This window comes from Oceaniserpentilla sp. 4NH20-0058, assembly GCF_040371755.1.
Lineage (GTDB): Bacteria > Pseudomonadota > Gammaproteobacteria > Pseudomonadales > Oceanobacteraceae > Bermanella.
The window spans coordinates 1-22,433 of sequence record NZ_BAABWE010000001.1 but is presented as its reverse complement, the minus strand read 5'-3'; the positions used below and the strand labels follow the sequence as shown (position 1 = coordinate 22,433).

The following is a 22,433-nucleotide window of genomic DNA, read 5'->3' as shown; positions in this document are numbered from 1 at the left end:
CCTTATTGATTAATAAACCAATTTTGAGCAATACGAGAGTGAACAGCAGCAATATCCAACTGAACTTCATTTATAAAATCTTTCATCGGTAAACCAAGGTCGCTATAGTCCGCCGATTTCGTTAAACTTTTTTGAATTTTTGAAAGATTTTTTATGACAGCTTGATTATTTGGGAGTCGTTCTAAAGATTCACTCATGGCCGATATGCAATGGGTAATCGTGCGGGGGAATGATTCATCTTCAATTATGTATTGAGCAACTAATCGGCTCTTTACCGAAGACCTCACCGACCGACGATAACATTGATCCGCATCCAATGAGCGCAATACATTACCCCAAATAATTTGCTGACTATTAATAGCATCGGCTTCATCAATGACTTGTAACTGAGCTCTTACTCCAGCATCTAAAATACGTGTAGTCATGTCTGCTCGTTCAATATTTCGCCCTAGCTTCATAAAATACCAGACAAAATCACGAGACATGGTTCCAATTAAAAGACCTTGAATTTGCTGACAACTTTTAATCACGACATCTAGAAAATTAAAACGCTGACTACGATTAATACCTTGCTGTAAGTTTTCAACCACGAACAAATTTAGTTCATTTATCATCTCCCAACTTTCAGCTGGTACCACATCACGACTGGTTCTTAGGTTTTCTCGTGCAAACTTTAAACTTGAGATAACTGAACAAAAATTACTTTCATCACCAATTAAGAATTTAACAACATTTCGTTCGTCTTGAATTTTATAACGCTCATTAAATGCTTCTTCTGCGCTATTTATGGTAATTAAGTTATACCAACCAATACCAACCGAGCGAGGTAAATCAAACATTAACTTATCATATACACCAATCAACCTAACCGTATTTTCAATGCGCTCTAAATAGCGAGCGGCCCAATAAACTCTTTCTGCAACACGTGATAACATCTACTTCCCCTACTCCACAATCCAGGTGTCTTTACTGCCGCCGCCTTGAGATGAATTCACCACCAGCGATCCTTTTTTCATGGCTACTCGGGTTAAACCGCCCATAGTCACATATATACTTTTCCCCTGAAGCACAAATGGACGTAAATCCAAGTGCCTTGGCTCCAGTTCATTTTTCCCCACAAACGTTGGCGAAGTAGAAAGCGCCAACGTTGGCTGAGCAATATAATTTCGTGGGTTTTCTTTAATTAATTGAACAAACTTATCACGTTCTTTTTTTGTTGAATGGGGGCCAACCAGCATGCCATAACCACCGGATTCGTTAGCAGGTTTAACCACCAGTTTTTCAATATTATTGATGACATATTCCCTTTGTTCATCGTCATAACATAGGTATGTTTCTACGTTTTTAATTAAAGGCTCTTCTTTAAGGTAATAACGAATTATGTCAGGAACAAAAGCATAAATTACCTTATCATCCGCTACCCCTGCACCCGGTGCATTGGCAAGGCCAACATTCCCTTTTTGCCATGCCCGCATTAATCCCGCTACACCTAACTGAGAGTCTTCATTAAAAACTTCAGGGTCTATAAATAAATCATCAATGCGTCGATAGATCACATCTACCCGCTCAAGACCTGCAATAGTTTTCATATAAACACAGTCATCATCCTGTACGACTAAATCAGCTCCTTCAACCAATTCACAACCCATTTGCTGTGCTAAAAAAGCATGCTCAAAATAAGCCGAATTAAAAATACCCGGAGTTAAAACTACGACAACTGGCTTAGAAATTTTACGAGGAGATAATGCCACCAACATTTCAAATAAATTGGGGCAGTAGTCATCAACCCGTGCAATATTCACCTCTTCGAATAACTCAGGTAGGATGCGCTTAGTTATGGCCCGATTCTCAAGCATATAGGATACGCCAGAAGGTACTCTCAGGTTATCTTCAAGTACATAAAACTCACCATCACTGTCACGTACTAAATCGGTTCCGCAAATGTGTGCCCAAACACCCAGCGGCGGATTAACTCCTATGCACTCTTTTCGAAAATTTGCCGACTGCTCAAGCACATAGGAAGGCACTATTCCGTCTTTAATAATGTTTTGATCGTGATACAAATCATCAATAAACATATTCAGAGCTTTTAAACGCTGCCTTAACCCCTCTGCGGTTTTATCCCACTGGGTTTTACTAATGGTTCTAGGCATAATATCAAATGGCCAAGCTCTATCAATATTCCCTTCATCACTGTAAACAGTAAAACTAACACCCATTTGCTTGATAGTTGACTCAGCAGCTTTACGGTGAAAATCAATGGTTTCGTCGGATAGGTTTTTAAAGTAAGAAACGAGTTTTTTGGCAGGCTTACGAGCATTTCCAGGGCTACTAATCACTTCGTCGTAGAAGTCTTGGCAAGGATAATTATCCCATATATTTGTCATTACAGTTCTAAAACCTTTTCTGAAAATTGTCAGATAGTTACGTTTTTTACGCCAAATACTGAGAACTACTTGAACGGTTTATCAGCGTAACGTAAAGCAGTGCTTATAAATTTGAAATAGCATAGCGATTAAATATTTCATTTATTTAACAGCAATAACTAGACCAAATACGCACTCAAAAGCAGCACACTTGTACCCACCTAAAATATTCAGTGATTTTGATTGAATTTGGCACTTTAAAACCAGAAAGTGCGTCCCTTATTGGTACGCAATCTCAGTGTTCGCACCACTAAGGTGCAATGTAATATTTAATTTGAAGTTTTAGAGATTTTTGTATCTTGAATAAATACAAAGGTTTGATTTTGATATTTCTCTTGCTTAACTTGCACATGTAAATTAGATAATGTTTCAAGTGGTGTCTCAACCACAATCGAATTCACCAGCCAATTAGGTAAAGAGCCTCCAGGGTTTGCATGCATTTGATAAATCACTTCTACTAGACCATCAACCTTAGGTGTGAATTTCCAACTACCACCTAAGCTTGATATCCGAACATACTTATCATCTATAGGGCCGAAAGTAGGCTCTGCTTTAATAGTTAAAGTCACCACACCTTGCGCATCAACAGATAATACTGAACGCACATAAGAGTCACGATTGGCTACTGGCCACGGGGTTTCAGTGATGGTATATACAATACTCTCTACATCACTTATGTTTTCCTTAATTTCAAATTTTGCAATGTTGTGCATCCATTTAGTTACCTCTGCTTCATCCATCAATAGAGCAACCAAAGCATTAATATCTGTTTTAACTAATGTGACACCTTTAAACTCTTTTAAGTCAGAGCCAGCAACTGCACGAGTATATATTTGTATATTTTTATCCTCATCGCTGGCCTCCAATACCCACTGCGTATCCTTTGCCATTAAATAATGGCTAAACATTAGACCTATGGAGCAAATTACTAGCGTGAAGTATTTCATTCTTTATCCCCCTTATTTACAGTGAAAGACTTACCAATATAATCAGCCTACGTTGCAAATAAGAACATTTCGAATACCCTGGTACTATTGATGAAACCCTTACTTGCCAGTACCGCCCATACAATTTGGAGATGAAGGCGCACCTTGAGAATCAGCCCATGCTTTTGGGTCATACGTGTGCAAGGCCAAAGCATGTACTTCACCTGACAGCTCTTCAGTTAATACCTTATATACTGCTTGATGTTGTTTAACTTTATTTAAACCAGAAAATTTAGTCGTTACCAAAACCACTTTAAAGTGGCTTTCAGAATCTTTAGGTACGTTATGCATGTGGCTTTCATTTTCTACTTGTAAAAAAACAGGCTCAAACTCACTGTTTAATTTTTGCTCAATATTTTGCTGGATTGTCATGTTTTTTACCCTTTAAATAACGTGATGAATTATACGGCCCTAGTAAAATAAAAACCATGTATGGATATACAGATTCACGTTGACTCACTTAAATCAGGCATGTATAAATTACGCTACTTTTAGCAGAAGGTGACATCATGAGTAATGCGCAATCTTTAATCGAACAATTCTACCAAGAAGAACAAGAGCGTTTAGCTCAAGAATCCACCTTTACTCCCATTGATGTCAGCGTCAGCAGCGCCGATATGGCTATGATTAACACTATCTCCAAGCGTTTTAATAAGGACAAGTCTCAGCTAGTTCGTGAGGCGCTAAGCCAAGCCATTATTGACATGTTTAGCGCCTTAGAGCCTGTTGAACGAAAGATGTTGGCCAAGGACGCTGATGAACTTGCCAACAGCATCGCGGCCGAAATCGCTGAAGAACAAGGACTGCCCTCTCTTGAAGAGAATGGCATTAATTGGGTTGCTCAAGACAAACAATGCCTTAAAGATGAACGCAAAGCTGAAAAAGAGCAACAAAAGCAACAAGATGAGCTAGCTCAGAAAATTTTAGCCGAACTAGAAGCCCAAAATAAACCAGAGCAAGAAGCGACTCAAGAACAGACAACCGCAAATGAAACTGTAGAATCTCAAGAAGAAGCACTTGAAGAGCAACCGCAAACTGATGATGCTCCGTTTGCATCTGACAACGCAGGAAGTGATACCGAAGAAGAAACACCAAGCAATAACTCGATTTTTGCTTAACTCCCCCTCACATGCCCCGATTCAGGGGCATGTTTGTTTTTCCTTCCCCCTAATACTATAACCCCGTAAAATGCCCGTCTTTCAGCGATAAGTATAGGATTCATCATGGCGATTCAGTGGTTTCCCGGTCACATGCACCGAGCACGCAAGCAAATCACGGAGATGATGCCGCAAATTGATTTAGTCATAGAAGTACTTGATGCACGTTTACCTTATTCTAGTGAAAATCCACTAATCCCTGAGCTACGCTCTGGCAAACCTTGTTTAAAGCTATTAAACAAGGCCGACCTAGCCGACCCTGCACGCACTCAAGAGTGGTTAGATTTTTTCAATAATCAACCAAACACTAAAGCTATGGCATTAACGGGGTTAGATAAGAAACAAGTAAAAGCCATCACCCAATTTTGCCTAAACATGCTGCCTGATCGACAAGAAAAAAAGCAAGCTATCCGCACAATGATTGTAGGCATACCTAATGTTGGTAAATCCACGCTTATTAATACATTAGCTGGCAGGACAGTCGCTAAAGCGGGCAACTTACCAGCTTTAACTCGCCATCCCCAACAAATCAAAATCAATGACGGAATTGTACTGTCTGATACCCCTGGGATTTTATGGCCTAAAATTCACAACATCAGCAGTGGCTTTCGTCTAGCCGCCAGCGGAGCCGTAAGAGATACGGCACTGGATTATTTTGAAGTGGCAGAATTTACCGGAAAAATGATGCTCGAATTGTACCCAAATACGATTAAAGAGCGTTATAAATTGTCCGACCTACCCGAGACAGGTGAACAGCTTATTGATGCAATTGGCCGCAAGCGTGGCTGTTTACGCGCCGGTGGTATAGTTGATATGCACAAAGCAGCAGAATTACTGATTCATGAACTGCGTTCTAGTAAGCTGGGTAAAATCACTTATGAAACACCACCAATGATGCTAGCCGAAGAAGAAGCGTTAGCACTTGAAGCACAACGCAAAGCCGAGGAAGCCGAAGCCAAGAAACTGGCTAAAAATAAAGGCAAACGAGCACCACAACCCAATCAAGACGGCGCCCAATAACTAAACAATAAAAAGCCCTTTCGGGCTTTTTTATTGTGTTTTAATGGCATCCCTTAACTGTGTAAAAATTGTCCATTGAGTATCTTCCTCTGCAACAATTTCAATCGGGTACAGGCCAGTATCTGTAGGAATGGTATTGAGGTCTGATTGTAATTGAGAGGTATCTTTACAGTACAAAATCCATTGGTTTATGCCTTGACACATAATTACCATTACTACTAATGCTTGTTCATTTGGCTCAATTGCAGCCATGAGTTTTTGATTAAACCCATCAATTTTTAATAATTCGTTTTCGCTGGGATATCCGGTTTCTTCATCAACCTCTGCAGCCGTCCAAGAAATTTGCACGCACTGAGCATAAGCCCCATTAGCTTGTTCGCTTTCAAGTTCATCACGGTATCGAATGGTAATGGGTTCGTCATTCAAAGTACCATCCGCCAGCACCCATCGATTAGAAAATGCCATCCGCCTTCCCTACTTTTATTTTTGGTTACTATAAAATTAGCAGAATATATTAAAAGTGCACAAGGGAAGCTGTTTTTATGGCTATTTATTTCTAACGATTATTGGGTTACCTAAGAGGTATTTTTAAAAACCGACGGCCTTTTTCATCTGCTTCAGGTAAAAAGCCAGCTCGAATATTCACCTGTAAACTTGGCAGAATCAATCTAGGTGCATCTAACCCTAAATCGCGACCCTGCCTAATTTTGATAAATTGCGCTTCTGTAATGCCATCTGCACAATGAATATTTGATTCTCTTTGCTCTTTCACCGTCACCACTGAACGAACACCTCTTTGCTCTGGCGGGTAATCGTGGCACATATGTAATAGGGTTTCGTCCCCTAAAGCATATAACGTCTGAACAGACTGATACAAAGAATGAGCATCTCCCCCAGGAAAGTCGCAACGAGCAGTACCTATGTCAGGCATAAATAAAGTATCACCGACAAATACATGGGTAACGTCATTGGGCCTTGTAACAACATAACTCATACATGCGGGTGTATGCCCAGGTGTCGAGATAGCTGTAATCACAATGTCCCCCAACATCAGGCTATTATTAGGCTCTATTAAGTGATCAAAAAGAGATTCTTGCAGGCTATTTAAATTGAATACGTCATCAAAGTGTTGCTGTACCTTAGACACCTGAGAGCCAATATACACCTGCCCTCCTATCAATTGCTTAATGTACTGAGCTGCGCTTAAGTGATCAGCGTGCACATGAGTCTCTAAAATATAGTGAAGTGTCAGATTAAGTGTCTTAACACGCTCTATAACTGTATCTGAAAACTCATGACCTATTTTTCCAGAATTGGCTTTATAGTCCAAAACAGGGTCAATAATAGCAGCCTTTTGTGACACCTCATCGTACAAAAGATGACAAAATGTTTGGGTGTCTTGATGGTAAAAACTCTCTATTTTCATGTGACTCCCAGTTAATAAGACTAATTTTACCACTATATTAGCAAAATCTAATTTAGCTTTCATTGAAATCTATGTTAAATTTAGCAAAGGATACTTATATATTCGAGGAAGCCATGGATACATTCCCCGTCGCTGAAGAAATGAAATCTCATGCCAGAGATGCCTCTCAATTACTAAAAGCGCTTGCTAACGAAAATCGACTCATGATTCTATGCTCCCTTGCACAAGGTGAAATGAATGTAAGTCAGCTTAACGAACGCTTAGACTTAAGCCAGTCAGCACTCAGTCAGCATCTTGCTTGGTTACGTCGAGAAAACTTAGTTAACACCCGCCGCGATGCTCAAACCATTTTTTATTCTCTACAGGGGACCAAAGCAAAAGAAGTAATAGAGGTACTACAAACCATCTATTGTGCACCCACTGAGAGCTAATTATGCCTAACTGGCTTTTCCCATGGCGAAGCACTCATTGGCAATTAAAAGATGATGCCGTCGCTGGGCTAATTGTTGCCATTTTAATTATCCCACAAGCCATTGGATATGGGTTACTTGCAGGCCTCCCCCCTTCTGTTGCGTTAGCCAGTTGTATCCTACCTTTAATTGCTTATGCGTTCTTAGGTAAAAGCCATGCTTTAGCAGTTGGCCCTGTAGCCATTATCAGTTTAATGGTGGGCGATGCTTTACAGAACGTCCCACAAGAAATGCTCATTCAAGCAGCACAACTTCTATCATTACAAGTGGCCCTCTGCCTTGCTACCCTGCGTATATTAAACCTTGGCAATCTGGTCCATTTTATTGGTCATCCTGTTGTTCAGGGCTTTACCACCGCCGCCGCCGTCTTAATTATTTCTAAACAGGTCCCCCACATATTAGGGACAAGGGACTTACAAGACTTTGCAATTGATCTACCTACCGCGATTTTTTCTGGCTTCGCATTGATATTCTTAGTGATACTCAAAATATTCAAGCTTCCAGTAATTACCAAAGCGGCCCCTTTATTATTAGTGGGCATAGGAGTGCTAATCACCACCCAATCATCTATAACCCTTAATACTGTCAACATGACACAAGAACTACAGGGGTTTCAATTAACGTGGCAACTCCCATGGTCGCTATTTAATGAATTGCTGCCCAATGCTGCATTAATCGCCATTATTGGCTTTATAGAAAGCACCTCTGTTGCTAAGAACCTAGCTCATAAGCGTAAAGAACGAGTTTACGCAAACAAAGAACTTATGGGGCTTTCGCTGGCTAATTTTGCTGCTGCATTCTCCAATGCCTACCCAGTTGCAGGTGGCTTTGGTCGCACCATGGTCAATGACGATGCTGGGGCAACCAGTCCATTAGCTGGTGTATTCACAGCCCTGTATGTGGTCTGCTTTTTGTTACTGGCAAGCTACCTGATTCAATACATTCCCATGGCGGCATTAGGTGCTATTGTCACCTTAGCCGTATGGACATTATTGGATTTCTCACCTGTTTTTAAACATTGGCGAGTGCAACCGAAAGAAAACAGCATCTGGTTAGTCACCTTTGTGATTGTTCTTTTTGAAGGGGTTGAAAGCGGAATTTTAGCCGGTGTCGCGGTATCGATTTTCTTTTTAATTCGCAGCGCCGCTCAACCTCATATTGCGATCATTGGGCGCATACCCGGTACCGCTCACTTTCGCAATATAAAACGCCACCAAGTTGAAACCCTAGACAACTTACTGGCTATTCGTATTGATGAGGGCCTACATTTTGCCAATAGAGATGCCATTGATGATTTCATCGAAAGAGCAATTAAACAGTTCCCAAATGCTCAAAATCTACTGATAGTATGCTCCGCTGTAAACGTCCTAGACAGTGATGGAATCGAGTTACTACAAATATGGCACGACAACTTGCTCGAGCAAAACAAACTGCTTCATCTGGCCGAGGTTAAAGGCCCCATCATGGATGAGCTAGAAAAGCGCGGATTCATCGATAAAATCAAACCCGGCACTGTTTTCCTAAGCACCCATCAAGCATTTGAAGCTCTATCTCAAAGCACAGATGCACCTCAACCCTAAACAGGTATAATGCACCTGATTTTCCAAAGGTGATTTCATGTTATATCTGATAATAATCGGCATTTTAATTCTATTAGGCCTAGCAGCAACAGCTGCCTATTACGTGATCAAACTACGTAAAGTTCAAGCACAACAAGCCCAGCAAATTGAAAATAACCGTCAAGCTTGGCAAAAACACCGCGATGAACTGGTCAGTGACCTTAGATTCATCGCCAACGCTATGGTTCAAAAGCAATGCGAAATTACCGAAGGCTGTATGCGCCTAGCGGTTCTAATGGACCGTCTCGATGACGAACTACAGCATAAACATCAATTTTCGACCATTAGAGCGCATTTCAGCCAAACCGCTCACATGCCCACTCACGAAGCCTATAAAGCCCTAACCAGAAAAGAAAAATTTAAACTAGATAACCAACGATACGCCCTTGAAGAACAAAACCGAGAACAGGTTTTAAACGAAGCGAAGGTTTTGCTTGAATATCGCTTCGACATACTCACACCAAATTAATCTTTTTATCTAAGTACGCTTTGTTAGAATGATTATTAGATCACATATTTAAGGTTTCCAGGATGAACAAACTCCTAATCGGTATCTGCTCCATTTCGTTATTAACGGCCTGTTCTTCATCAGCCATCAAAGACACCTCACTCATTGAACAAGCCGCTATTAACTTAGTTGAAAGTGGCGAGCAAAATGTTCAAGGAATTTTAGATGAATCTAGAGCATTACAAATTCAAGCTCAGCAAGCAGATTTATATCTGTACAGCCCAAAACACATGAAACAAGCCGAAGATGAAATGGCTAAAGCTGAATCAGCCTTCAAACAACAAGAACCTGATCAAGAAATCATCGCCCATTGCCTAACCGCAAAAGTACTATTTGAGCGAGGTTTAGCCCTCAAACCAGTAGTAGAACAACAATTAAGTGCAAGCTTTGAAGCCTTGGACATGCTAAAAGCGATCAACGCACATGCTCTTTTAGCTGACGATTTCAAAGACTTAGAAAACGATAGAAACGAATTAATCAGCTTGATAGAAGATGGCAAAACCAATGATGCGACACAAGATCAAATCGGTTTTCTAAAAGATGCTACCGAACTTGAAATAGCCACCCTTAAAATATCCTTTTTGATTCCCGCTGAACAAGCACTAGAAAAAGCAGAAGATGTGGACGCAGACGATTACGCCGCCAAAACCTTTGAGACTGCCGAGAAAGAAGTAGAGAAACTAGAGCTTCTGATAGAAACTCAATATAAGGACCGTGAAGCTGTGGGACTTGCTTCAAAATCTGCAGTCCGAAACGCACAACATGCTACAAACATTGCTAAAGCCGCTAAGCCACTGATTAAGCTAAACCCTAAAACCGCTGAACAACACATATTGTTCATCGAATCCCTACTTGATCGCATTACCTCTGCCTTAAATCAAGACAGCGTGGTACACCTCCCCCTTAGAAACCAATCCATTGCCCTTGCTCAAAAAGTTGAAACACTAAATAAACAAGCCCAAACCAATTTAAACAACCCAAACTGGGCCACAGAAAAAAGCAAGCTAGAACAAACAATCGCTAGCTTAAAAGCACAATTAACCACTAAAACCGCTGAACTTGAACTCACTCAAGCAGTACCAGCAGAAACCGAAGCCACAACAGTCTCAACTAACCCCTCTGAAATAGCAGCCGAAGCGGCTCAAACAGAATTAACGGACACCCTTTCAGACGCAGAACTTAACACTGAAAAATCTCAATCTGCCCTAGATTCAATTGACACCACAGCACAAGACACCCAACTTGAAGTGTCCCCCGCACAAGTATTAGCTGAACAAGCGTTAAAGGATGAAACACAAGCCACAACTGAAGCAGCTATAGACAAGATCAAGCCAGAAGCTGAAATAGAAGTTGCTGCACCAACAACCACCCAAGAAGCAAGCACCACTGAAGTTGAAGCAGTCGAAACACAAGTGCAGGCTCCTGAACTTCAAGCAACACAAGAAACCGAAGTAGCTGAACCAAATAAAGTAGAACAAACAGAAAAAAACATCGAATCTCAGGAGATCGAAAAACCACAGGTTGAAGAAATACCTGTAACAGACGAGCCTGACATTGCACCCGCAACCCCAGCCTCTTCAATAACTGAGCCTTAATCATCCGTGAACAATAAAATAATCACTTAAGTAATTTCGTAAAGCCCGTATAATTTTCGGGCTTTATTTTTTTAGGTTTTCACATTGCACACTATTGCACTTATTGACTCAGGCGTAGGCGGCCTTAGCATTTTAGCGGCCATAACAGCACAGCTTCCTAATGCCCGTATTGTTTATTTAGCCGATCATCAATACGCACCATACGGCGAAAAGCAGGCCCAGTGGGTAAAACAACGCATAGTTGATCTTTCCTCCTCGTTGGTAACAACACATGCGCCAGACTGCATTGTCATTGCCTGTAATACAGCAAGCACTCTCTCTCTTAAAGCATTAAGAGCAAAACTAAGCACTCCTATTATTGGCGTGGTCCCTGCAATTAAAACAGCCGCTACCATGGCGCACGACACACCCATCGGCGTTCTGGCCACCAAAGCCACCATTAACGGTGAATATATTCATCGGCTCATAAACGACTTCGCGTCGAGTCATCAAGTTATTAAACAAGCCAGCAGCGAACTTGTGACGATGGCCGAACAGAAGTTATCCGGAATCGCCGTTGACCTAATATCACTAAAAAAAATCATACAGCCTCTCTTAGATGAAAAATGCAAACACGTTGTACTGGGCTGTACTCACTTTCCACTTTTAAAACCTGAACTTGAAATTATCGCACCTGACGTTGCATGGATAGATTCTTCAAACGCCATCGCTCACCGTTGCCATAGTCTTTTATCCCGCTTCTCAACCCCAGTATCACAGACCAATAAGCCGTTAAAAACATTTTACTCAACAGCAGCAATCAGTCTCGACCTAACACTTCACTTAAAAGGTTTAGGGTTTAATTCAATCCAGCAAAAATATTCATTTACATCAGAAAAATCTGCACCTGCTAATTAATCTACTGGATTTAAAACACAGAGAACCCTATCACTCCTAACCATGAATGCTTGATACGGATACGAGGTTATCTTTAAGACATACGGGTAGGAATCATTTCCCGCCAATTATTCCATATCATTCTAAATGAGATCACTTCCCCTAATAAAATTGGTAACCGTATTTGCTGGCCAAGAGGTTAATAATTAAGTTAGAGTGATATCTACTCAAAACTTGTTACTCGAAGTTACAATGAGTAACAGCATGAATATTAATAATTGATCTCCATAGTCGTTATTTATTCAAAAAACCTAGGCACTATCTGCCATTTTTGCTAAAACACAAATAATGGCACATTATGTGCAATTAAATTATTAGGATAAAAATCCTAACTGAAAAATAAAAATAACAAGCAAAAAAGGATCAGTACGGTGACATCCGACTGCATATCTGTATCACTTATTAACCCAGTTATCAGCCACGTTAAATCGTTAGGGTTTGACACGGCTCCAGCTGTATTAGAGGCGGGCATTAAGCCTGATCTTTTGCTGGACCCTGATAACCGCATTCCTGTCACTCAGGTTGACGCACTTTATCAAGGACTGGTAAGTGTGAGCGGCAAGAGCGACTTGGGGTTAAGCGCTGGCGCAAGTTTAGAAGCACGTTCCTACAATTTATTGCAGCACTTGCTTTTATGTTGTACCACCTTAGGTGAAGCACTCTTATATTTAAACCGTTACTACGTCCTTTTTAGTGATGAAGCGCCGCCAACTTTCAGTCGTCAAGGGGATGGAAGTGTCAAATTTTCGTTTCCAATTAGCCAAGCACTACATGAACAGCAACGAATCCGTTTCGATTTAGTGCTGTCCATCACATGCAACTGGTTAAGACAGGTTTGCGGTCGTGAATTCAAGCTCAGCCAACTTTACTTGCCGTTTTCAGCGCCTAGCTACAAAACGTCTTATGAAAGATGGTTACATACTCCAGTCCAGTTTAACTGTCAGGAAGTATCAGCAGTATTCCCTGCTTTCTGGCTTGACAAGCAACTTCATCAAGCAAACCCTCATATTATGAATATAATCAAAACTGAAGTGAAAAACCTGGCAGAGAAAATCAATAACCGTGCATTGTTGAGCGATCGTATTCGCCAAGCAATTGTACAAAATCGTATTGAATTCAGTGCCACTCAAAAGGAAGTAGCAGAGCTATTTCACATTAGCTCTCGTACCTTGAACCGCCACCTACAGCAAGAAGGAACGTCACTGAAATCAATTCTGACTCACTCTCGCATAGAAGAAGCTAAGAGTTTATTGATGGACAACAAACAAAGTATTGAGCAAATCGCCATGAAGATTGGTTTCTCTGGCCGCCGTACCCTTGATCGCATTTTTATCAAGTATGTGGGTATGAGCCCTGCACAATACCGTAACAATCGCATTCATCAAGCTGAACCTGAAAGTGAAAGCGATAGTGAAGTAGCATAAGTCTATATTCTGTGAGGGAGCCCAACTCCCTCACAGGAAATGACTATCTTACCCCTTGCAAACCACCTGTATGAATAAATAAAACCCTACTGTTTTTTCTAATTTCACCTTTTTGAATTAAATCCAATAACCCATAAAATGCTTTTCCCGTATATACCGGCTCTAACGGTAAAGCGGTTTCTTGAAAAACAAACTCTATAAAATCGGTTAATTCTGAATTCCACTTACCATAACCGGAGAAATGATAATCCAATTTTAACGACCAATTTGTCATATTTTTTAGTAAATAATGTGCAACTTCTTTTTCCATCCAGTTAGCCCCTTTTAGTACAGGTATTCCTATAACCTGCACATGAGCCTCGCTTGCACGAATTAAACCGGCCAACGTAGTGCCCGTACCGCAAGCAGCTACAACATAATCATATTGCGATTGATCAACACCACTTAATATATGCTCAGCCCCTTTTACACCTAATTCCCCAGAGCCACCTTCGGGCACCCAATAAGGTTTGTCGTAATTAACAACATAAGCTTGCACCTGACTAGATTCGCTTTTTAAGCGGTATTCACTACGTGAGATGGGCACCAATTCCATTCCCCACTGCAAGCAGTCTTGTAAGGTTGGTGTTGGGGTTTGAAGCTCGTGAGGTTCTGCTCGCACAAACCCTACGGTTTTAATTCCAAGTTTCTGACCTGTGTACGCCATTGCATGTAAATGGTTACTATAAGCTCCGCCAAATGACATGAGCGTTTCAAACTCGCCTTTTTGAAAGTCCTTGATATATTCGCGTAATTTAAACGACTTATTACCACTGATTATGGGGTCAATGAGATCGTCTCGTTTCACATCTAGTTTGATATGAAAAGGAAATAAATTTGGTAATAGCAGAGATTGGATGTTACTAATAACAACAGACATAAAACCATCCCAAAATTCTTGTTGGGATAGTCTGCATAATTTAGCTAGTTACTCAAGAGGTTTGTGTCGCTCACAATACACATCTATTTGCGCATCAAATATTTTAGGGTTTCCAATTAACGCTATTTTCTCATCACACACCACACAATGTGGATGGTCATGATGTTTCAGCCAGACCTTATATTCATACTTACTAAGGCCCACTTGATGAGCCGCGTACTCAATTGGGTCTTCGAGATAATCAAGTATTTTATGGGGAGTTAAATTAATATGCCCCACTCCATGATGAAATACCACACTCATTACATCTTGTTGGTCTAATGCTTCTATTAATTGCGAATCCGATATCTCAATATTTTGCTCTAATGGCACTTTGTTTGCAGCTTTTTCCAGTACTAATTGTAGTTTTCTAACCTGCATGGAAAGGGCTTCGTTTTCTTGGCGTAAACTGATTTCATCATGAGTGGCTTTGCGTTTTTCAAATTGATTAATTTGTTTTTGTAAGCGTTCATTAATCAATTTTTGCTGTTCTAACTCTTGTTGCAATTGCTGAGAAAGATTTCGATAGGCGGCCTCTTCGTTACGTAGGGTACGCTTAATGGTTGTAACAGGGTCTTCATCTTGCGGCTCAGTTGATGCCTGAAATAACGCCCCTTTTGATTGCTCTAGCGCTTCCTGAATATTCGAAAAAATTACCGTAGATGGGTCCCATAATTGTGTTTTATAACCTGATATGGGGCACTGGCTTTTACACGCCAAGCGAATTCGACCAGCACCAAAATCTGGCCCCGGTCCTGCTGTATCGCACATACGTTGCAATGGCAGCGGAAATTGCTCGACCATATAACCTTCGTTATCTAGGTTCACATAGAAACACACAATAGACTGCAGCAACCAATCAAAATTGGTTTGTACATAAACAGCTTTATACGTGCCTGAACGCTCTTTAAGCCCTTCATCACCGTCTAAAAACAAGTCCATTTGATTTTTATCGAGCACATTAAGTACTTGGTCGTCTTTAAACACCAAAAGCATTTCAATGTGGCTAGAGACTGGGTAGACCCAATCTAACGCTGAATTTCCCATGATTTTCACTCTTGTGATCTTGCATAAAGTGTAGGCTATGGAGATGGCCTAAGTTGTGAAAAAGCCTGCATAAATTACAAAAACTGGCTAAATATTAGTCATTTATATAACTACATCACAAAAAAACGCTTACCTGATTTACTCAAATAAGCGCCCTAATATTCACTGACAGTTGGCGACTAGATAGCAGACGCCAACTCCGTACCTTGCTTAATAGCACGCTTAGCATCCAGTTCAGAGGCTTTATCAGCGCCACCAATTAAATGAACCGAAATACCTGCCGCCTCAAGCGGCTGTTGTAGTTCTCGCTGAGGCTCCTGCCCTGCGCAAACAACAATATTGTCCACTTCTAACACCATAACTTCGCCGTCGACCTCAATGTGTAAACCTTGATCATCAATCTTCAAGTAATTAACTTTATTCATCATCTGAACATTTTTATGCTTAAGAGTCGTACGATGAATCCAACCAGTGGTTTTACCTAAACCAGCACCTACCTTTGATTTCTTACGTTGCAGTAAATATATATCACGTGCAGGAGCTTCCACTTGTGTCTCTTTTGCTAAACCACCAGAGGTAGAAACCGTAAGATCTACACCCCATTCTTTCATAAATGCTTCAATATCCAGACTCGGCGTGATGTTACCGTGTACAAGATATTCAGACACATCAAACCCAATCCCACCTGCGCCCATCACAGCTACACGTTTACCAACTGTTTTTTTGTATTTTAAAACATCTAGGTAGTTCAAGACTTTGGGGTGATCAATACCTTCAAGTTCAGGGGTGCGTGGCACAATGCCTGTCGCCAGCATGACCTCATCGAAGTCTTGATCAATCAACGCCTGAGCATCAACTTTTGTATTTAGCTGAAGCTTCACCCCTGTTTTTTCAATCATCTTGCCAAAGTAACGAATGGTTTCGTTAAACTCTTCCTTGCCCGGTACTTGCTTAGCAATATTAAACTGTCCACCAATTTCGCTGGCGCCGTCAAATAAGGTTACATCATGGCCACGCTCGGCCGCAGTGGTAGAAGCCGCCAAGCCCGCTGGGCCTGCACCAACCACGGCGATTTTTTTCTTGGTGACTAATGGTTGATTAATCAACTTGGTTTCATTACAAGCGTATGGATTCACCAAACAAGACACTTCACCGCCACTGAATACATGATCCAAACAAGCTTGGTTACAACCAATACAGGTGTTGATTTCATCAGCCTTGCCTGCAGCGGCTTTTGTTACAAAAAATGGATCAGCCAACATAGGGCGCGCCATGGAGACCATATCTGCCTGACCTTCTGCAATAATGCTATCAGCCACTTGTGGGTCGTTAATACGATTAGTGGTAATTAATGGCACGCTTAATTCTTTTTTCATGCGTGCAGTTACTTCCACAAACGCCGCTCGTGGTACGCTGGTAGCGATTGTAGGCACACGGGCTTCATGCCAGCCAATACCAGTATTAATGAGCGTCGCACCACATTTTTCAATTTCTTTACCTAGGTGAACTACCTCTTCCCATGTACTGCCTTGCTCTACTAAATCCAACATAGATAAACGATAAATAATAATAAATTTTTCACCTACGGCTTCACGGGTACGACGCACGATATCCTTAGCTAAACGAATGCGATTTTCATAACTTCCGCCCCACTCATCGGTACGATGATTGGTACGCTGAACTATAAACTGGTTAATGAAATAACCTTCTGAACCCATGATTTCCACACCATCATAGCCAGATTTTTGTGCCAATTGGGCGCAGGTAACAAAGTCTTGAATTTGTTTTTCAATGCCTTGTGCATCTAATTCTTTAGGTTTAAACGGATTAATCGGTGCCTGAATAGCCGAAGGAGCCACTAATTTGCTGTTATAAGCATAACGGCCTGTATGTAGTATCTGCATACAAATAAGTGCACCCTCTACCGTGTGTACAGCATCCGTTATCATTTTATGATTAGCGACTTGTGAGTCATCAGCCAGAATCGCACCACCTTGTACACCTACACCCTCTTCGTTAGGGCCAATACCACCTGTCACAATAATACCCACACCACCTTCAGCACGCAGACGAAAATACTCCGCTTGACGCTCCCAGCCCCCTTTGCGCTCTTCAAGGCCGGTATGCATAGACCCCATTAATACGCGGCTGCGGGCCTTAGTGAAGCCTAAATCTAGTGGCTCTAACAAGTGGGTATATTGGCTCATATCTCTCTCCGATGTAGCAAATTATTATGTTTTATCCATCACGCTTTCTGGCTTATACATTAGTTTTCTTGCTAGACTTGGCCAATATCCCACTTGAACAAATAACTTACCAAGTAGAACAAATGAAACTAGGCGATATTTCTGTTAGCTATGTTCGAGCCCTACTAGACACCGTAGATCACCTAGGCACAGATGCAACGGAACTGGCAAAACAGTTCAATTTATCCGAAGCCAAGCTGTCGCAGCCAGAAGGTCGAGTCAGTATCCCTCGGTTCATGCGCTTAGGTTTTAACGCTATAGAACAAACAGGCCGTCCAGACTTAGGCCTAGAAATGGGTAAACGAGTTAAAATTCCATTTTTAGGACTCACAGGCTTTTTAGCCATGACAGCCAAAGATGTAGAAGCCGCCTGTACCGTCATCGCCCATTATGAACGACTATCCAGTACTAATTGCCGTGGACAATCTAGCTTTTACCTAGAAGAAAATAAAGGCGTTGCTAGTTTTTACTCCATCAGCCCTTATAACGAATACAACCTATTTGTAGTGGACTCAGTGCTATCTGCTCAACACAAAGTCATTCAATGGCTAACTGGTAAAACCGACGCAGTAGAACGTGTGGAAGTCGAATTTGAAAAGCCTAGCTACGCTGAAGCTTATGAAGCCTGTTTTGAATGCCCAGTCCACTTTGGACAAAGCCGTAACGCACTCATCATCAAAAAAAGCGCACTAAGCTGGCCATTATTACAACATGATAAAAATGCCTTTTTAAACTTACAAAACATCTGTGAAGAACGCTTAAAAGTGGCCGTTAAAGACCGAAGCCTCAGCGAAAAAGTCATGGATGAAATAAGCCCGCTACTTGAAGGCCAAACCCCTAGCATAGAACAAGTTGCTGACAGCCTTGGCATGCCCCCTTGGACCCTGCGACGTAAACTCCAAGAAAACAAAACCTCATATCAAACATTACTGAACGACACCCGTAAAGGCCTAGCACAGAGCTACATCAAAGATACAGACCTCGCCATTGGTGAAATTGCCTACCTACTAGGGTTCAGCTCACCTACCGCGTTTCAGCGAGCCTTTAAACGCTGGACGAATCAATCTCCGGGGATATTTAGAACACAACATAGAGGTGAAAACAAAACAGAGCTAGAAAACATTTAGGGGAGTGTTTGTCTGGCCAAATCAGAATGGTGGCCAGCTCGGCAGACGCCGTTTAGAAAGGACTAAATTACCAATTAAAGCTCAAAACTATCATCAAAATAGTCATCATCTTCGTATTCGTAATCTGTAAAATCCAGAAGTTCTTCTTCGTATTCGCTCATCATCTATTACCAACACTGACTGGGCCTGCAAAATGCAATGCTCTACAGTTGTGTACAAGTAAAGAATAGACAACAAATATGACAGTTTTGTTTCATCAAAATAAAAATCAAGTTATTTATTCAAAGACTATAGATCCAAAATCGAACATACATTTTTGGAGGAAGTTCAGTGTCCGGCGAAGCTAATTATTACTTTTTAATTACTACCACAAGGTAGGGTCGTTAAACTCTTCAACACATTTAGGACGTTCATTTATTTTTGGTATTGGTTTATCTGTTAAAGACAGTCCTTGCCACCCTTGTGGCATTGAAAGTTCTAGCGGGGCTTGAATAACTTGCTCTGACAAACCCTGAAATCCAACCTTGGAATAAAAAGCAGGATCGCCATATGTAATGACCACAGATACAGAACGACTTTTTAGCTCTCTAAGCCCATAGTTTATGAGTGCTTGTCCAGCCCCTACTCCCTGATGCTGAGTACTAACAGCAACAGGAGCAAGCATATAAACCGCGATGGGTTCGTGAAAGCTTAACCTTGTGAAGAAAATTGCACCAATAATTAATTCATTGTCATACGCACCGATAGCTATTATTTCTTTATTGTTCGTATTAAAGGATAGCTTAGATACTAAATTACCAATTATTTTTCCTTCTTCTTCCCCTTCGGATGAAGAGAATGCCTCAGTAAACAAAGCTACTGCTTCTTGCTGATTAGTTTTATCGAGAATTCTAAAGTTCATATTTTAATCTGGCAGTTTATTTTGAAATATAAATGCATATTATCGGAGGAAGTTCATCCAGCTACAAAGTGGCGATTATTATGTAATTTTTAGCTTCACATGAAAATTTAATTTATTACCATCAACATCTCTAAAATAAGCACAATAGTATCCACCAGACCGCATCCCTGGCTCGCCTTCATTTAATGCCCCCATTGAAATGGCTTTAGCATGCAACAAATCAACCTGCTTCTCGCTAACAGCTGATAACGCAATCATAGTGCCATTTCCCGACGTTGCTACTTCACCATTAAATGGCGAAGTAATTGAAAAAATAACCGATTCACCATCAGTAGACCATGCTACGTAGCTATCGTAATCATATACTCGTCTTGCGCCCAATATCTCAAATAGTGGCTCATAAAATTCGGCTGCCTTAGCAACATTATTTGAGCCTAATGCAATATATCCAATCATAATTATTCTCTCACTACGTGTAGTATATAACGCCTAGCTCATTGGAAAAGGAGTGTCAGCGTCTGATCCGGTGCTTCTACTTATTCTATTTATTCCTGTTTAATTACTAAGTTTCCAGCAATAAAATATTGATAAGCTGCCCCACATAGAAAATCATGTGGTGTACTACGACTATGAATTACCCCATTCTATTCATTTGAAACAGTGATTCCCAAAACTTTACATTATCTTCACCCTACCCATAACCGTTAAAAATACAACAATATGGTATGATTCACGGTTATTCAAACCAATAAAGAACTATCTCATATGAAGTATTTCTCACCCTTGCTACCTTTTTTAGCAGGACTTACCTTACTTTTATTCAGTAATACCTTAATGGAATTAAGCATCATTAATGTTATTGCTCAAACCATCCTATTTGCATTAGTTGTGTGTATTCCTACTTGGGTCACAGGCCGTATGTCCTATGTGGATATTGGTTGGCCTTGGGGCTTAGCCGTTATTGGCTGCTTGACCTTTATTTTTGCCGAAGGGGCAGACCTTCGTGTTGCAGTGGTAAGTGTTGCCTATATCTTTGCTGGTGGCCGCATGGGCACAGAGGCCATTAAAATGTGGCGTCGTGGAGACCTTAAAACAGAATTGCCTCGCTATGAATACCAAAAGCGCCGTTGGGAAAGAGCAGGAAAAAGCAATATCAAACTTGTAATGCAAATTGAAGGCATCTTACAAGGCATTGCGAATATGTCATTTCTTGCCATGCCTGCGCTGATTATTTCATCTAACCCAAATAGTGAAATATCCATCTTCGAGATCATTGGCTTAGTGATTTGGTTAGGCGCATTTGGCATGGAATCTATAGCCGATATGCAAAAGCATAAATTCATCGCCCAAATGAAAGCCGCAGGCGAGAAAAATAAAGTCTGCAATATTGGCCTTTGGAAATACAGCCGTCACCCAAACTACTTTGCAGAATGGATGGTATGGAATGGCCTAGTGATAGCCGCCATCCCATCTTGGATAGCATTATATAACGAAGAAAACATCGTCGTTTGGGCCTTACTTGCCGTTGGTGTATTGTTCGCATCTAAAAGCATGTATACCACTTTGGTATACTACACTGGTGCCATTCCAGCTGAATATTATTCAGTGAAAAAACGCCCAGAATATAAAGCATACCAAGAGACCACTAATATCTTCTTCCCTGGTCCAAATAAAAAGTAATCGCTCGTCCTTTGATAATTTACTGAGGTTAATTGAACTCAGTAAATTATCAAAGCCTCATTTCAATACTGCACTGGTGGTGAGCATATTTTTTTATTATCACCACCTAACCCCCTTTTTTGAGCACACCCCGAATCTTTTTACAAAATGTTTATGTTTCTCCACCTGATAGCAGCAGAAGATAGATACCAAAGCCATCGGCAACTTGCTTGACTTGGATATCAAGTTGATAGCTTAAATTAGCAGGTTTGATTTTAAACTCATCAGAGTAAAACCATGTTTTTCTGGGTTATTATGTTTAGGTTTTAAGACCCATTTAAGTTATTTAAAAGGATCTACCTTATCAAATAAAGTTAAGTCAGGTTAATATCAGCAGAGCTGTAGAAGCCGTTTTTGACCGAAACGATTTTTGAAAGCGTTATCAAACACCTTCTGACTCAATTATTTCTTTGAGATTATTTAGCCCAGCACTGGCTTGAAAAATAATATTTTTACGTAACAATACTGGCTCAAGAATGCTTAGCCAGCCTCTCGTCGTATATCTAAATTCACGCTTAAATAAAGTACCTTCTTTGATTGGTGTTAGCGTGTAAGTAGTTATTGAATCTATAAGATCGGAACTAGCATGAATTTGCCAGATTTTTCCATATTCTAATTTAGACACAGTATAACTTAGTGTTTTTTTAATCAAAAATGGAAGTATGCTGATTGGCTTTTGCACCGTGACAATTTCGAATTTATGCCCCACCTCATTTGCAAAATATTGTTCATTAGAAGGCTCTGATGATGGATACCATTCATGCCATCTATTTGAATTAGTGACATAGTCAAATATTAACTTTGGGTCACATGCGATTTCCACTTCATTTGAAAAATATTAAAATTAACCGGATAAAATTAACCGGAT

At 40.7% G+C, this 22,433-nt stretch carries 22 protein-coding genes; 10 read left to right on the top strand and 12 right to left on the bottom strand.

The window, feature by feature from the left end:
- Nucleotides 1–2 precede the first annotated feature (2 nt).
- The 4 genes from ABWV45_RS00110 to ABWV45_RS00095 form a co-directional block, all read right to left on the bottom strand.
- The gene (locus ABWV45_RS00110) at nt 3–935 is read right to left on the bottom strand and encodes an alpha-E domain-containing protein (protein ID WP_353347434.1); all 933 of its coding nucleotides are present in this window, start codon (nt 933–935) and stop codon (nt 3–5) included.
- A 9-nt stretch (nt 936–944) separates the two neighbouring features.
- Nucleotides 945–2,387 (bottom strand): circularly permuted type 2 ATP-grasp protein, encoded by a 1,443-nt coding sequence (locus tag ABWV45_RS00105; RefSeq protein ID WP_353347432.1) that lies wholly within the window; start codon nt 2,385–2,387, stop codon nt 945–947.
- Nucleotides 2,388–2,695: 308 nt separating this feature from the next.
- On the bottom strand, nt 2,696–3,373 hold the full coding sequence (locus ABWV45_RS00100; protein WP_353347430.1) for an START domain-containing protein: 678 nt from the start codon (nt 3,371–3,373) through the stop codon (nt 2,696–2,698).
- A 99-nt stretch (nt 3,374–3,472) separates the two neighbouring features.
- Entirely contained in the window at nt 3,473–3,784 is a 312-nt protein-coding gene (locus ABWV45_RS00095; RefSeq protein WP_353347428.1) for a BolA/IbaG family iron-sulfur metabolism protein, read from the bottom strand.
- A 137-nt stretch (nt 3,785–3,921) separates the two neighbouring features.
- Here ABWV45_RS00095 and ABWV45_RS00090 point away from each other — a divergent pair, with 137 nt between their 5' ends.
- Nucleotides 3,922–4,530, top strand: coding sequence for a hypothetical protein (locus ABWV45_RS00090; RefSeq protein WP_353347426.1), 609 nt, complete (start codon nt 3,922–3,924; stop codon nt 4,528–4,530).
- Between the two features lie 105 nt (nt 4,531–4,635).
- On the top strand, nt 4,636–5,589 hold the full coding sequence (ylqF, locus tag ABWV45_RS00085) for a ribosome biogenesis GTPase YlqF (protein ID WP_353347425.1): 954 nt from the start codon (nt 4,636–4,638) through the stop codon (nt 5,587–5,589).
- A gap of 30 nt (nt 5,590–5,619) precedes the next feature.
- On the opposite strand, the gene ABWV45_RS00080 is transcribed toward ylqF, so the two are convergent.
- A complete protein-coding gene (locus tag ABWV45_RS00080; protein WP_353347424.1) occupies nt 5,620–6,054 on the bottom strand; it encodes a DUF695 domain-containing protein in 435 nt (144 codons plus the stop codon).
- Between the two features lie 106 nt (nt 6,055–6,160).
- Nucleotides 6,161–7,015 carry an MBL fold metallo-hydrolase gene (locus ABWV45_RS00075; protein WP_353347423.1) on the bottom strand — a complete coding sequence of 285 codons (855 nt, stop codon included), beginning with the start codon at nt 7,013–7,015 and terminating at the stop codon, nt 6,161–6,163.
- A 113-nt stretch (nt 7,016–7,128) separates the two neighbouring features.
- Between ABWV45_RS00075 and ABWV45_RS00070 the strand changes: the two genes are divergently transcribed.
- The 6 genes from ABWV45_RS00070 (at nt 7,129) to ABWV45_RS00045 (ending at nt 13,567) form a co-directional block, all read left to right on the top strand.
- Nucleotides 7,129–7,446, top strand: a complete 318-nt coding sequence (locus tag ABWV45_RS00070; RefSeq protein ID WP_353347421.1) for an ArsR/SmtB family transcription factor — start codon at nt 7,129–7,131, stop codon at nt 7,444–7,446.
- A 2-nt stretch (nt 7,447–7,448) separates the two neighbouring features.
- Entirely contained in the window at nt 7,449–9,065 is a 1,617-nt protein-coding gene (locus ABWV45_RS00065; RefSeq protein WP_353347419.1) for a SulP family inorganic anion transporter, read from the top strand.
- A 37-nt stretch (nt 9,066–9,102) separates the two neighbouring features.
- A complete protein-coding gene (locus ABWV45_RS00060; RefSeq protein WP_353347417.1) occupies nt 9,103–9,573 on the top strand; it encodes a DUF2489 domain-containing protein in 471 nt (156 codons plus the stop codon).
- A gap of 62 nt (nt 9,574–9,635) precedes the next feature.
- On the top strand, nt 9,636–11,207 hold the full coding sequence (locus ABWV45_RS00055) for a hypothetical protein (protein WP_353347415.1): 1,572 nt from the start codon (nt 9,636–9,638) through the stop codon (nt 11,205–11,207).
- Between the two features lie 84 nt (nt 11,208–11,291).
- Nucleotides 11,292–12,104, top strand: coding sequence for a glutamate racemase (murI, locus tag ABWV45_RS00050; protein WP_353347413.1), 813 nt, complete (start codon nt 11,292–11,294; stop codon nt 12,102–12,104).
- Nucleotides 12,105–12,514: 410 nt separating this feature from the next.
- A complete protein-coding gene (locus ABWV45_RS00045; protein ID WP_353347411.1) occupies nt 12,515–13,567 on the top strand; it encodes an AraC family transcriptional regulator in 1,053 nt (350 codons plus the stop codon).
- Nucleotides 13,568–13,610: 43 nt separating this feature from the next.
- On the opposite strand, the gene ABWV45_RS00040 is transcribed toward ABWV45_RS00045, so the two are convergent.
- The 3 genes from ABWV45_RS00040 to ABWV45_RS00030 all read right to left on the bottom strand — a co-directional run bounded on the left by ABWV45_RS00040 (nt 13,611) and on the right by ABWV45_RS00030 (nt 17,779).
- Complete coding sequence (locus tag ABWV45_RS00040) at nt 13,611–14,486, bottom strand: 1-aminocyclopropane-1-carboxylate deaminase/D-cysteine desulfhydrase (protein ID WP_353347409.1); 876 nt, start codon at nt 14,484–14,486, stop codon at nt 13,611–13,613.
- A gap of 48 nt (nt 14,487–14,534) precedes the next feature.
- Nucleotides 14,535–15,572, bottom strand: coding sequence for a hypothetical protein (locus tag ABWV45_RS00035; RefSeq protein ID WP_353347407.1), 1,038 nt, complete (start codon nt 15,570–15,572; stop codon nt 14,535–14,537).
- A 179-nt stretch (nt 15,573–15,751) separates the two neighbouring features.
- On the bottom strand, nt 15,752–17,779 hold the full coding sequence (locus tag ABWV45_RS00030; protein ID WP_353347405.1) for an oxidoreductase: 2,028 nt from the start codon (nt 17,777–17,779) through the stop codon (nt 15,752–15,754).
- A 26-nt stretch (nt 17,780–17,805) separates the two neighbouring features.
- Between ABWV45_RS00030 and ABWV45_RS00025 the strand changes: the two genes are divergently transcribed.
- Nucleotides 17,806–18,945: an AraC family transcriptional regulator gene (locus ABWV45_RS00025; protein ID WP_353347403.1), complete on the top strand. Its 1,140-nt coding sequence runs from the start codon at nt 17,806–17,808 to the stop codon at nt 18,943–18,945.
- Nucleotides 18,946–19,309: 364 nt separating this feature from the next.
- Here the strand turns inward: ABWV45_RS00025 and ABWV45_RS00020 are convergent, their stop codons facing one another.
- The gene (locus ABWV45_RS00020; RefSeq protein WP_353347401.1) at nt 19,310–19,846 is read right to left on the bottom strand and encodes a GNAT family N-acetyltransferase; all 537 of its coding nucleotides are present in this window, start codon (nt 19,844–19,846) and stop codon (nt 19,310–19,312) included.
- A 78-nt stretch (nt 19,847–19,924) separates the two neighbouring features.
- A complete protein-coding gene (locus tag ABWV45_RS00015) occupies nt 19,925–20,302 on the bottom strand; it encodes a VOC family protein (protein ID WP_353347399.1) in 378 nt (125 codons plus the stop codon).
- Between the two features lie 309 nt (nt 20,303–20,611).
- On the opposite strand from ABWV45_RS00015, the gene ABWV45_RS00010 reads away from it, so the two are divergent.
- Nucleotides 20,612–21,526 (top strand): DUF1295 domain-containing protein, encoded by a 915-nt coding sequence (locus tag ABWV45_RS00010; protein WP_353347397.1) that lies wholly within the window; start codon nt 20,612–20,614, stop codon nt 21,524–21,526.
- 421 nt (nt 21,527–21,947) lie between these two features.
- Here ABWV45_RS00010 and ABWV45_RS00005 read toward each other — a convergent pair whose 3' ends face one another.
- A complete protein-coding gene (locus ABWV45_RS00005; RefSeq protein ID WP_353347395.1) occupies nt 21,948–22,388 on the bottom strand; it encodes an SRPBCC family protein in 441 nt (146 codons plus the stop codon).
- Nucleotides 22,389–22,433: the final 45 nt, after the last annotated feature.